Raw genomic sequence first — 13,225 nt, 5'->3', positions numbered from 1 at the left:
GGAGGGCCGAGGGGTCAGGGGCGAGGTCGCCCCTGACCCCTCCTGTGTCACGCAGGGAGCAGCTGCCACTGTCGGCCTCGGGGGTCACCCTCCGCCTCGTCCTGCTTGATCACCGCGCGGGCGTTGGTGTCGACTCGCAGGAGCAGACCGCTGTTCCGGTTCGCGATCTCGTACACCCGCGGGGTGCCGGTCACCGGTCCCATGGGGATCAGCCTCCACTGCTGGTGGTGTGCGTCAGCACCCTCGTAGGCGCGCTGCGCGACCACCGCCCCGGCCGCCTCCTGCGCTCCGACGACCTCCAGGACCTTGCCGCTGCGCACGTTCTCGATCCTGTACAGGACGTCGCCGTTCTCCTGACCTGCCGCGACCAGCCGCCACCGCTGGTGATCCCTGGCGGCGGCGAGCAACTGGTGGACCTCGGCCCCGTCCTTGGTGGACTCGCGCAGAACCCCCATCCGCAACCGGCTCCGGATGTTGGCCCAGGAGACCACCGTGCCCGTATCGGGCAGCCCGGCCATCCTCGCCGACGCGACCTTCCGGACCCGATGGTTGTGTTGGTCGGCGATGTAGAGGGTGTCGACGCAGTCCACAGCGAGCCCGAACGGGTACTGCAACTGGGCGGCGGTGGCAGGGCCGCCGTCACCGCTGAAGGTGCCAGCCCCCGCACCGGCGTATGTGCTGATCTTCCCGTCGGTCGTGACCTTCCGCACCCGGTGGTTGTTGACGTCGGCGATGTAGAGGGAGCCGGTGCTGTCCACCGCCACCCCCGCCGGGTAGTTCAACTGGGCGGCGGTGGCGGGGCCGCCGTCACCGCCGAAGGTCCCGGCACCCGCACCGGCGTACGTGCTGATCTTCCCGTCAGCCGTGACCTTCCGCACCCGTTGGTTGTATCGGTCGGCGATGTAGACGGTGCCGGTGCTGTCCACCGCCACCGCCGCCGGGTACTGCAACTGGGCGGCGGTGGCCAGGCCGCCGTCACCGCCGAAGGTCCCGGCACCCGTGCCCGCGTATGTGCTGATCTTCCCGTCGGTCGTGACCTTCCGCACTCGATGGTTGTGTTGGTCGGCGATGTAGAGGGAGCCGGTGCTGTCCACCGCCACCCCCAACGGGTACTGCAACTGGGCGGCGGTGGCGGGGCCGCCGTCACCGCCGAAGGTCCCGGCACCCGTGCCCGCGTATGTGCTGATCTTCCCGTCGGTCGTGACCTTCCGCACCCGGTGGTTGTGTTGGTCGGCGATGTAGACGGCGCCGGTGCCGTCCACCGCCACCCCTACCGGGTACTGCAACTGGGCGGCGGTGGCGGGGCCGCCGTCACCGCCGAAGGTCCCAGCGCCTGCCCCTGCGAACGTGCTGATCGGAGGGTCGGAGTGCTCGCCGTCTGTGGTTGCCGCGTGGGCAGTGCTCATCGTCATCCCCTTCACCGTTCACCGACCGCCCACTACGGACGGTTTTCGATTGATTGCAAAAAGCCATGAGAGTACTGGGGTTGCGAGGGCGAGGAGAGCCGTGGCGGCGGCGAGCGCTGGGCGAAGGGGGTGCCGGGCTTCCCCGGCACCCCGCCCGCCGCCCCGACGAGGGGCACGCCCGGCGGGCCCGCCGTGTGACACCGGCATCGCCCACGGTGGCGACTGGTGTCCACCGGACACGGCCGGCCGCTGATCCGTCAGCTGGGCCGGCGGATGTCAGGGCGCGGTCGCGTATCCCGCTGCCTGCCGGCCGAACATCTGGGCGATGTGCCAGACCGCGTGGTCCGTACCGTGGAAGAACACGTCCAGGCGTCCGTCGGCGTTGGCCTCCACGACGGGTTCGCCGCCGACGTTCTGCGCGATCCGCTCGTGGGCGCTCCAGTCGGCGCCGTTGACGATGGTCTGCTCGTTGACCCAGAGGTGGCCGCCGCCCCAGTGGAAGGCGGCGAGCCGGGCGTCGGCGGCCCTGGCGACGGCCGGGTTTCCGGTGAGGGTGCCTCCGAGGCTGGTCAGTTTGTCCCAGCCGTTGTAGTCGTCGGTCTGCGGCAGGTGCCACAGGGCGTTGTCGGTGCCGCGGAAGAACACCTCCAGGCGCCCGTCGGCGTTGGTGCCGACGACCGGGTCGCCGCCGATGTCCTGCGCGATGCTCACCGGGCTGTCCCAGCTGTTGCTGTTGGCGTCCCGCTGCCGGACGACCCACAGGTGACCGTCGGTGCCGCGGAAGAACACCTGGAGCCTGCCACGGGCGTCCGTCGCCACGGCCGGGTCGCCGGACATGGATCCGCCCAGGCCGGCCGGGCCGGTCCAGTTTCCGTAGCCGGACTTGGTGGTCTCCCACACGTGCCACAGAGCGCCGTCGGTGCCCCGGAAGAACGCCTCCGGACGTCCGTCGGCGTCCAGCCCGGGGACCGGGTCGCCCGCGATATGAGTGGCCAGCGTCGCCCCGGCGCCGTAGGTCCCGTTGATGACCGTCTGCCAGGGGTGCTCGAGGTCGCCTTCGCTGTTCCGGAAGAACAGCCCGATGCGCCGCGCGGCCGTCCGCAGCGCGGAGGGATCGCCGGACAGGATGCCGCTGCCCAGGTTCTCCCAGTCGGACCAACCGCCCCACGTCTGCTGATGGCTGGTCGACAGCGCGTTGTCGGCACGGTTCCTGACAAACACCTCCAGGCGGCCGTCCGACGAGGGCGCCACCGCCGGATTGCCGGTCAGCTGCCCGCCGAGCGAGGCCACCGTGCCCCAGGTCATGCCCGGAGTCGAAGGAATCGTCATGCTCTTCCCCCCTGCTCGCCCCGGCTCTTCAAACCGGGGGAATGTCCCCATCTGTATGGGATGAGTTGTCCTCTGTTGCCGTATGCGGGCCCAGCACCGCTCTATGGCGGTGCGTCAGGCCGCGTCCCGACTGCTCCGAGGTCCTGGCTCCCGTCGCTGGGCCCTGGCCCACCTCACGGCGGGCCGGCCCGGCCAAGCCGTCGGCCTGCTCATCGCCTTGGGCGAACGCGCCGAACGTCTCGGCGGCGTACGCGTGGAGCCCGAATCATCCGGGACCCCCTCGCCCGTGCTCTCATCGACGCCGGCCGGCCCGATCGCGCTGCCCGCCTCCCGCACGACCGCATCGCCGGCCGCCGCCAACACGTCTACGAAGACCTTCTCCTCGCCCCATGCCCACCCCACCCCCTTGTCTCCGGCCGGCGCCCCGACGCGGTGGCGGCCGCCGGCCGTCGGTCACAAGTGCCGCGACTTCTCGCTGCCGTCCGGCCGGATGGTGGCCCTCCCTGACGGAACGGTCCGCGGCTCCCTCCGGCAGGCGGGCGACGCCCGGTAACCGCCCTTGCCTCGACCGTCCACGGAGCGGCGGGGCCCCCGGGCGGTCAGACCAGTGGGATTTCGAGGCAGGAGGGGTCGTCGGCCGGTGATGAGACGGTGATGGTGGCGCCGAGCTTGTTGGCGTCGCTGTAGAAGGGGTCCCTGGCGTCCAGGACGAGCATCAGCCGGTGCCCGGCCGGGACGGTGTAGCCGGTGGCCTGGAGCAGGATGTCGACGGTCGCCGGCCGGCCGATGGCGGCGTCGGCATCCGTGAACGGCGCGTGCGTGATGATGTGCGCCTTCCCGGTGTCGTCGACGTCGAAGAGGTGCGCCACGAACGTCATCTGCGGGGAGCTCGCGGTGTACGTCAGCCGGAGCCGTGGGATGCCGCGGAGCGTTGCCGCGCCGGGCGTCGGCGTGCTCACCCACACGCCGGCGTCGGCGCGGTCGATGTCACCGGTGGGGTACTCCTTGGGGCGTCCCTTCATCTCCTCGACGCCGGTCTGAATGATCTTGTCGGCGACGATGGCGGGGGTGTCGGTGCCAGTCCGGAAAGTCAGGCTCCACCCGGTTCCGGGCTTGTCCGTCAGCGCGCCGTCGCCCGTGTCCTGGACCGCGCCGGTCAGGTACAGCGGCTCGGGACGTCCGGTGAAGGCATCCCAGGTCTCCGCATCGTCCAAGGGGCCTTTCCACATCAGGTGACCGGACACCTGCCCTTCGGTGTCGCTGGCGTCGGGCTCCCCTTTGAGGTGGTGGGCCAGCCAGCGGTGCGCGCCCTCCCAGATCCGGTTGGGCAGCCCGATCGTGCCGGCTGTCTCGGGGCCGGAGTGGTCGCCGATCGACAGGGTGATGTGCTTCGGTCCGGTGAGCGCGTTGAATACCTTCAGCGTCTGGTTGGTCGGGAAGAGCGTCTCGTGCCAGGCATGCGCGAAGTACACGGGAATCGCACGGCTGTTGAGAAGGTCCACGTAAGTGTACGGGGACCGCTCGTGGGCCCACTCCAGGGTCTTGGAAACATTCCGGCCGGCCAGCACGTCGGCGAAGATCTCCTGGGTGCGCTCGCTGAGGCGGGCGTTCTTCGCGGCGTCGAACAGCCCCTGCACGGCAGCGGTGTGACGGGTGGAGTTCTCGTAGAACGCCTCGCCCAGGTCCCCCCAGGTGCTCATGGCGACGACCGCCGACACCCGCTCGTCATGGGCGGCGACGAGCTGGCTGATGCCGGAACCGTACGAGTCGCCGAGGAAGCCGGCCTTGGTGAACGTGCCGCCCGACTGCTCGATGAGGTAGCCGAGTGCCAGGGAGCCGTCGGAGACGTCCTCGGGCCCCGCGACCTCGACCTCTCCCTCGGACCGGCCGAAGCCGCGTGCGGTGTAGGCCAGAATGTTGTAACCCTCCAGCGCGAAGAGGGTGGCCTGGACGGCGTAGACCCACCAGCCGACGTCGGTCCACGGCGAGGGCATGACGATCAGCGGCCGGGACTCGCCGGGCGGGTGCTTCCACAGCGCGCCGTCCAGCCCGGCCCCTCCGGCCCCGGGCACCGTCACCCGGCTGAAGCGGACCAGCCGGCGGGCTGCCGTGACCTCCTCGGCGCGAAGGGGCGCCGGCCCGATGGTGTCGCCCGACTCCAGCGCGTCGACGAACCGCGTCAGTAACGCCTCGTCCAGCTCCGGGTAGAGACTCACCGGCTGGGCCGGGTTCTCCCGGCCTTCGTCCGACGGCGCATTCGCTGCGTTCACAACCGCTCCCCATTCCATGGTTGCCGCCCTGCGCCGGCCGACCGGGGCCAAGGCGGCTCCGTCGCCGCATCTGTCAATGGAGCTGGTCTGCGGATTCACCGTAGGGGGTCGACAAGCCACGCTGCCAGCAGGTGAATTGCGTGGGGTTGTGCTTCCGGCCAATGCCGGTGGCAGACCTCGCGGCAGGGACCTCGCGGGCCTCCCCTTCGGGCGACGGCCGGTCCGGGCGGAGCGTCGGGCAGCCCGTTCGGCACATGGGACGCCATGTGGTACCGACTGCCACAACTGTTGTGGCGCATTACTCATCGCGAACGCTTGTGCGTCATTGTCCCCGTTCCTTGGGGCCGTTTGAATGCACAGCGGCCCGCTGTCACGGCTCGGGGATGGACGGGTGAGGACAGTGCGCGCCAGGTGATGAGCGGCTCTTGCCTCTCACCGCGTCGGCGCCTCAATTCCACTGCCGAATAGGCTCGCCGCCCCAGCCGCATGCGAACTCGGCGTCCCTCTACGCGGACACCACCTGCGGTGGAGGCTGGGCCCTCGCGGGCGTCGGCGCCACGTGGGACGCGACGGGCGTGACGGCACTCGCCGTACGCTTCGGCTCGACAGGAGCGGCACACTCCTGATCCGTCGCCACCGCCCGGTGACGCCCACCCGCTGGGCCCGGACACGACGGGGGTGGGCCGGACGGTTCCCGCGTGGTCTCGGCGTCACGAAGTCGGCCCGCCCCAGGTGCGCGTGATGCGCGGTACGGGCGTCGCGGGCGGTGTCCCGACGCCGAGATGACGCTCGCCCCGAGATGGCGGGCCCTACGAGTCGGCACAGGTCGGCTCGTCCACCCCGAGGCCGCGGCTTTGGCCGTGAACCTTTGCCGAAGCTAAGGTATGCCGCCGTACTCGGCGGATCGCTCCCCGGAGAGGGTGGGAATGGGGCTCATGGATGTGGACCACGCGGAGCTGGTCGTCGCGGCGCAGGCCGGTGACGACCGGGCGCGCGAGAAACTGATCGCCGCATACCTGCCGTTGGTCTACAACATCGTCGGGCGAGCGCTGAGCGGGCATGCCGACGTCGACGACGTCGTCCAGGAAACGCTGCTGCGCGCGGTGCGGGACCTTCCCGGCCTGCGGACTCCGGAAAGCTTCCGGTCCTGGCTGGTGTCGATCACGCTCCGCCAGATCAACACCCACTGGCAGCGGCAACGCACTCTCGCCGGCCGGACCACGGTCATCGACGAGGCGCTCCGGACACCGCACGCCGGCACCGCACTCGAGGACGCGACGATCTTGCGTCTGCGCCTATCGGACGAGCGCCGCCGGGTGGCCGAAGCCGGCCGGTGGCTCGACCCGGACCATCGGGTGCTGTTGGCGCTGTGGTGGCAGGAGTGCGCCGGCTTGCTGAGCCGCCACGACATCGCCGACGCGACGGGGCTCAGCGCCGCCCACGCGGGAGTACGCCTGCAACGCATGCGCGAGCAACTGGAACTGAGCCGGACGATCGTCGCCGCGCTGGAGGCGGACCCGCGCTGTCCGCGGCTGAACGAGACCGTCGCCGGCTGGGACGGTCTCCCCGCATCCGTGTGGCGCAAGCGGATCGCGCGGCACACCCGCGACTGCCCCGTCTGCACGGCGACGACGACGGAACGGGTTCCGGCCGAGCTGCTGCTCCTCCACCTCACGCCGCTGGCCGTCCCGGCCACACTCGTCGCGGCGCTGGCCGCCAAGGGCCTGCTGTCCGGTACGGCCGCGAGCGCCGCCGGGTCGGCCACGGCACACGCCACCGTCGGCACGGCGAAGGCGACGGCGGGAGGCGGTCCGCACGGCTCGCTGCTGGGCAAACTGCAGGTGGTGACCGCTCATCCGATGGCGAGCCTGGCCACCGGCGCGGTGCTCGTCGCCGGAGCCGCCACCTACGCGGCCTGGCCCGACCCGGCGCCTCGGGTGCCGGCCGTCGTCGCCGCTCCCGCGGTCGGCACTCCCACGCCGATCCCGTCGCGTACCGCCCCGTCGGCCACTCCGTCCCCGACGCCGTCCTCGACGCCGTCCCCCACGGTGAGTCCGTCAGCCGCCGCAGGCGCCGTTCCACTCGGCGCGCAGTCGCTGGAGTCCGTGGACCAACCCGGCCTGTTCGTCACGTATGCCGGCGACTTCGCGACGATCGGCGGCCGAACCCCCGCGTCCGGCGGCGCGCGGGCACGGCAACGGGTCACCTTCACGGTCACCAGGGGGCTGGCCGACAACCGGTGCGTCACCTTCCGCGCCGCGGACGGCCGGTACCTGCGCCATCAATACCTGCGGCTCCGCCTGAGCGCCGACGACGGCAGCGAACTGTTCCGTGAAGACGCCACCTTCTGTCCACGCCCCGGGGCGGCATCCGGGTCGGTGACCCTGCACGCCCACAACTATCCCGGATCCGTCCTCCGCCACCGCGACGGGGGCATCTGGCTCGACGGCTCCGACGGCAGCCGGGCCTTCACCGGCCAGGCCTCCTTCATCGTGCGCGGGGCCCGGGCCTGACAACCGCTCGTCGAGCATTCCGGGCCGTGAGGTCGCTCGGCGACGGCCGGTGATCCCGCGGCGCCCTCCCGCCCCCCACCTGTCCCATCCGGCGGTGAGCCGAGTGCCGCGCCGCCCCGCCCAGGGGGACGACCGGACGGCGGGGCCCGTGGTAACGCTTTCCGGCTGCGAGATGCATCACTGAGCAATCGCGCGGGACGGCGCGACTTTTCCGTTACGAGGCCGCGCGTTCGAAAGCCTCCACTTCAGGGGGTGCCCTTCCCGCCGTCCACGATGAGGTGCCGGCGTGACAGGGCTCCCGACTTCCCGCTTGACGGATCCCCTGAAGAAAGCCGCTCACATGACGCGACACACCCACGAACATCGGGCGCCCCGCGCCCCCCGACGAGAGTCGAAGCACCGGCTCCGCAGGACCCTGACGACAGGACTGGCGGCCGCGGCGGTGGTGGCCGGTGCCGTCACGCTCCTGCCCGGCTCCGCCGGGGCCGCGACCCTGGGCACCCAGGCGGCCCCCTCGGGCAGGTACTTCGGCACGGCCGTGGCCGCCGGGAGACTCGGAGACCCGGCGTACTCCACGATCCTCGACCGGGAGTTCAACATGATCACCCCGGAGAACGAGATGAAGTGGGACGCCACCGAACCCTCCCGCGGCACCTTCACCTTCGGCCCGGCCGACCGGATCGCCGGTCGCGCCACCGCGCACGGGCAGCGGATGCGCGGCCACACCCTGGTGTGGCACAGGCAACTGCCCGACTGGGTCAAGTCCCTCACCGACGCCAACGCCCTGCGCAGTGCGATGAGGAACCACATCACCACCGAGATGACCCACTTCAAGGGCAAGGTCTACGCCTGGGACGTGGTCAACGAGGCCTTCGCCGACGGCTCGTCCCGGCACCGCGGTTCGGCGTTCCAGGACGTGCTGGGCGACGGCTTCATCGAGGAAGCGTTCCGTACCGCCCGTGCGGCCGACCCCTCGGCCAAGCTCTGCTACAACGACTACAACATCGAGAACTGGTCGGACGCCAAGACCCAGGGTGTCTACCACATGGTCAAGGACTTCAGGTCCCGCGGGGTCCCCATCGACTGCGTCGGGTTCCAGAGCCACTTCGGAGCGGGCGGCCCGCCGGCGAGCTTCAAGACCACCCTGGCCGGCTTCGCCGCCCTGGGCGTCGACGTCCAGATCACCGAACTGGACATCGCCCAGGCATCACCCACCCCCTACGCGAACACGGTCGCCACCTGCCTGTCCGTGGCCCGGTGCACCGGCATCACGGTGTGGGGCATCCGGGACGGCGACTCCTGGCGCAGGGACGAAAGCCCCCTGCTGTTCGACGACAACGGCAAGCCCAAGCCCGCCTACACCGCCGTCATGAACGCTCTCCGCTCCGGTTCCGGGACCACCCCGCCCGGGCCGGCCGCCGGCACCGGGGAGATCAAGGGCGTGGCCTCCGGCCGCTGCGTCGACATCCCCGACTCCGCCACAGCCAACGGCACGCCCGTGCGACTGTGGGACTGCGGCGGCCGGGCCGGCCAGCGCTGGACCCGCACTGCCGCCAAGCAGTTGAAGACCTACGACGACAAGTGCCTGGACGCCAGGGGCATGGGCACCACCAACGGCACCCCGGTGGTCATCCGGGACTGCAACGGCGGCGCCGACCAGCAGTGGGACATCAACGCCAACGGCACGATCACCGGCGTCCGGTCCGGGCTGTGCCTCGACGCCGTCGGCGCGGCCACCGCGAACGGCACCAGGATCCAGCTGTACGCCTGCGCGTCCGCCGGCAACCAGAAGTGGACCGCCCCCTCCGGGGCGGGCGGCGGCACGTGCGCTCTTCCCGCCACGTACAAGTGGAGTTCGACGGGCGCCCTCGCACAGCCGTCGAACGGGTGGACCGCGGTGAAGGACTTCACCCACGTGATGCACCACGGCAAGCACCTGGTCTACGCGTCGAGCGCGTCGGGAACCTCGTACGGCTCGATGGCGTTCGGCCCCTTCACGAACTGGTCGGACATGGCCTCGGCCCGGCAGACCGGTATGAAGCAGGGCGCGGTGGCGCCCACACTGTTCTACTTCGCGCCCAAGAACATCTGGGTCCTGGCCTACCAGTGGGGTACGTGGCCCTTCGCCTACCGTACGTCGAGCGACCCCACCAAGCCCGACGGCTGGTCCGCGCCCCGGCCGCTGTTCACCGGCGGCATCCCGCGCACCGACTCCCCGACCGGCCCGATCGACCAGACCCTGATCGCCGACGACCGGAACATGTATCTGTTCTTCGCCGGAGACAACGGCAAGATCTACCGGGCGAGCATGCCGATCGGGAACTTCCCGGGTGACTTCGGCTCCTCGTACACGACGGCCATGAGCGACACGCCGGACAACCTTTTCGAGGCGCCGCAGGTCTACAAGGTTCAGGGACAGAACCGGTACCTCATGATCGTCGAAGCCAAGGGCGCGAAGAAGACGCGGTACTTCCGCTCGTTCACGGCCACCGGCCTGAGCGGTCCGTGGACCCCGCAGGCCGGCAGTGAGAGCAACCCCTTCGCGGGCAAGGCCAACAGCGGTGCCACATGGACCGACGACATCAGCCACGGTGACCTGGTCCGCGACAACCCCGACCAGACCATGACCGTCGACCCCTGCCACCTGCGGTTCCTCTACCAGGGCAAGTCCCCCGCCGCGAGCGGCCCCTACGACCGGCTGCCGTACCGCCCGGGTGTCCTCACCCTGCAGCGCTGACCTGCCCGATCCACGGTGAACACGCAAGGAGAACACCTCCCCATGAAGAACCCCACGGGCGGAGGGCGCCGCGGGCGTCACCGCCGTCGCAGGAAAACCGCGACCGGTCTGCTGCTCGGTGTGCCCGCCGCCATCGTGCCGTACCTCCTGTTCACCCAGGAGGGCTCCCAGGCCGCGACGATCGACGGCAATACCTACTACCGGCTCGTCTCCGTGCGCAGCGGCAAGGTGCTGGACGTCAACGCCTACTCCACCGCCGACGGCACCCGCGTCCAGCAGTGGACCGACCGGAACACCGCCAACCAGCAGTGGAAACCGCGGCCCACCGGGGGCGGCTACTACAAGCTCGTGAACCGCAACAGCGGCAAGGTCCTGGGCACGGCGAACGGCTCGACCGCCCCGTCGGCCGCCGTGGAGCAGCAGACCGACAGCTCCTCCGCCGCCCAGGAGTGGCGGATCGACGATGTGAGCGGCTCCGGCGCCGTCACCATCACCTCCCGCAAGAGCGGCCAGGTCCTGGACGTCTCCGGAGGCTCCGCGGCCCAGGGCGCGGCGATCGTCCAGTATCCCGGCAGGGGCGGCACCAACCAGCAGTGGAAGCTGGTGAAGGCGACCGAAGGCCGGGCGGCCGCGGCCGGACCGTACAGGTGGAAGAACGCCCAGGTGGTCGGCGGCGGTTACGTCACCGGGCTGGTGTTCAACCCGCGGGAGAAGGGGCTGCTGTACGCGCGCACCGACATGGGCGGCGCCTACCGCTGGGACACCGCGGCCGAGCAGTGGATCCCGCTCACCGACTGGCTCGGCGAGAAGGACTGGAACCTGCTGGGCATCGACGCGCTGGCCACCGACCCCGTCGACCCCGACCGGCTCTACCTCGCGGCGGGCACCTACACCAACAACTGGGCCGGCAACGGCGCGATCCTGCGCTCGACCGACCGCGGCCGCACCTTCCAGCGCACCGAACTGCCGTTCAAGCTGGGCGGCAACGAGGACGGCCGCGGGGCGGGCGAACGGCTGGCGATCGACCCCTCGGACCACCGCACCCTGCTGCTGGGCACCCGCAAGAACGGCCTGTGGCGCAGCACCGACCACGGGGCGACATGGCGGCAGGTCTCCTCTTTTCCGGTCAAGGACGGGGCGGGCAGCGGTGCGGGCATCTCCTTCGTGACGTACGGCCCGGCCGGCAGCAACACGGTGTACGTCGGCGTCGCCGACAGGTCCGCCTCCCTCTACCGCTCCACCGACGGCGGCACCACCTGGCAGGCCGTCCCCCGGCAGCCCACCGGCCTGATGCCGCAGCACGGCGTGGTCTCCGGTGACGGTTCGCTGTACCTGACGTACACCGACAACCTCGGACCCAACGGCGTGACGGCGGGCTCGGTGTGGAAGTACACCCCGGCGGGCGGGGCGTGGAAGGACATCTCCCCGTCCCAGGGCACCTACGGCTTCTCCGGCCTGGCCGTCGACCCGCGCAAGCCGTCCACGGTGATGGTCACCACCCTCGACCGCTGGTGGCCCGGGGACGAGGTCTACCGCTGCACCGACGGCGGCGCGACATGGAAGGCGCTGGCCGGGAAGTCGGTACGGAACGCCTCCGCCGCTCCGTACATCGGCACCCACACCGGGCACTGGATGACCGCCCTGGCCATCGACCCCTTCGACTCCGGGCACGTGCTGTACGGCACCGGCAACGGCATCTGGCGCAGCAAGGACGCCGACGCCACCGACGGCGGCGGCACCAGCCACTGGACCGTGGGCGCCCGCGGCCTGGAGGAGACCGCGCTGATGGACGCGATCGCCCCGCCCGGCGGTGCCACCGTCATCACCGCCATGGGCGACCAGGGCGGCTTCCGCCACGACGACCTGACCAAGGTGCCCGCCGGGCGCCTGGACAAGCCGATGATGACCAACAGCACCGACATCGACTTCGCTCAGGCCAACCCCTCGATGATGGTCCGCGTCGGCCATGGCGGCGCGCAGGACGGCGCCTACTCCACCGACGGCGGCACCAGCTGGCACGGCTTCGCGTCCGAGCCGGTGGCCGGCGCCCGGGACGGCCGTGTCGCGCTCGCGGCGGACGGCTCCGCCATCGTCTGGACCGAATCCGGCCAGATCCCGTACCGCTCCGCCGACAAGGGCGCCACCTGGTCGAAGGTCCGCGGTCTGGGCACCGACGCCGTGGTCGTCGCCGACCGCTCCTCGGCCACGACGTTCTACTCGCTCACCGGCGGCACGCTGTACGTCAGCACCGACGGCGGAGCGTCCTTCACCGCCCGCGCCACCGGCCTGCCCGCCGGCGGCCGGCTCACGGCCGTCCCCGGCGTCGCCGGGGACCTGTGGATCGCCGGCGGTGACCAGGGGCTGCTGCACTCCACCGACGGCGGGCGCACGTTCACCCCCCTCACCACGGTCGGGTCCGCCTCCGCCCTCGGCTTCGGCAAGGCCGCACCGGGCGCCTCCTACCAGGCCCTGTACATGATCGGCACCGTCAAGGGCGTCAGCGGGGTCTTCCGCTCCACCGACAAGGGCGCCACCTGGCTCCGCGTCAACGACGACGCCCACCAGTGGGGCGGCATCGGCGGCGTCGGCGTCGTCACCGGCGACCCCGACACCTTCGGCCGCGTCTACATCGGCACCAACGGACGCGGCCTCCAGTACGGCGACCCGTCCTGACCCGGCGCCGGAGCGGGTGCGTGTCCGGCCCGTGAGCTGACGCACCGTCAGCGACGGTAAGCGCCCCTCCGACCGATGCGACGTCTCGGTCGGAGGGGCGGCTTCGGGGCAGGGCCCCAGCGCGCCGAGAGCCGGCCGGCCCCCGGCGCCGACGCCGGCCTGCGCCTCGGGTCCACGGGCACGGCTTCGAGCTTCTCCTTCGGGTTCGGCGGGCAGAACGCGGTGCTGCTGTGCACAGCCGGCTGATGACCGTGCCCTCGCCTTCGCGCGGGCCGGTGCGTACAAGCCGCACCCTTT

General features: G+C 71.3%; 6 protein-coding genes. 3 read left to right on the top strand and 3 right to left on the bottom strand.

Annotated elements, in window-relative coordinates:
- Positions 1 to 47: 47 nt before the first annotated feature.
- The 3 genes from ACH4PU_RS29890 to ACH4PU_RS29880 all read right to left on the bottom strand — a co-directional run bounded on the left by ACH4PU_RS29890 (position 48) and on the right by ACH4PU_RS29880 (position 5,005).
- Positions 48 to 1,406 (bottom strand): RICIN domain-containing protein, encoded by a 1,359-nt coding sequence (locus ACH4PU_RS29890; RefSeq protein WP_398278788.1) that lies wholly within the window; start codon positions 1,404 to 1,406, stop codon positions 48 to 50.
- A 276-nt stretch (positions 1,407 to 1,682) separates the two neighbouring features.
- Positions 1,683 to 2,735, bottom strand: coding sequence for a hypothetical protein (locus ACH4PU_RS29885; RefSeq protein ID WP_398278785.1), 1,053 nt, complete (start codon positions 2,733 to 2,735; stop codon positions 1,683 to 1,685).
- Between the two features lie 599 nt (positions 2,736 to 3,334).
- Complete coding sequence (locus ACH4PU_RS29880) at positions 3,335 to 5,005, bottom strand: CocE/NonD family hydrolase (protein ID WP_398278782.1); 1,671 nt, start codon at positions 5,003 to 5,005, stop codon at positions 3,335 to 3,337.
- A 935-nt stretch (positions 5,006 to 5,940) separates the two neighbouring features.
- Here ACH4PU_RS29880 and ACH4PU_RS29875 point away from each other — a divergent pair.
- The 3 genes from ACH4PU_RS29875 (at position 5,941) to ACH4PU_RS29865 (ending at position 12,928) form a co-directional block, all read left to right on the top strand.
- Complete coding sequence (locus tag ACH4PU_RS29875; protein WP_398278779.1) at positions 5,941 to 7,518, top strand: sigma-70 family RNA polymerase sigma factor; 1,578 nt, start codon at positions 5,941 to 5,943, stop codon at positions 7,516 to 7,518.
- A gap of 340 nt (positions 7,519 to 7,858) precedes the next feature.
- Positions 7,859 to 10,255, top strand: a complete 2,397-nt coding sequence (locus tag ACH4PU_RS29870) for a non-reducing end alpha-L-arabinofuranosidase family hydrolase (RefSeq protein WP_398278776.1) — start codon at positions 7,859 to 7,861, stop codon at positions 10,253 to 10,255.
- Between the two features lie 42 nt (positions 10,256 to 10,297).
- Entirely contained in the window at positions 10,298 to 12,928 is a 2,631-nt protein-coding gene (locus ACH4PU_RS29865; protein WP_398278773.1) for an RICIN domain-containing protein, read from the top strand.
- Positions 12,929 to 13,225: the final 297 nt, after the last annotated feature.

Origin of the sequence: Streptomyces sp. NPDC021100 (assembly GCF_044333095.1) — a bacterium.
Lineage (GTDB): Bacteria > Actinomycetota > Actinomycetes > Streptomycetales > Streptomycetaceae > Streptomyces.
This window is presented reverse-complemented; position numbering and strand designations above follow the sequence as displayed.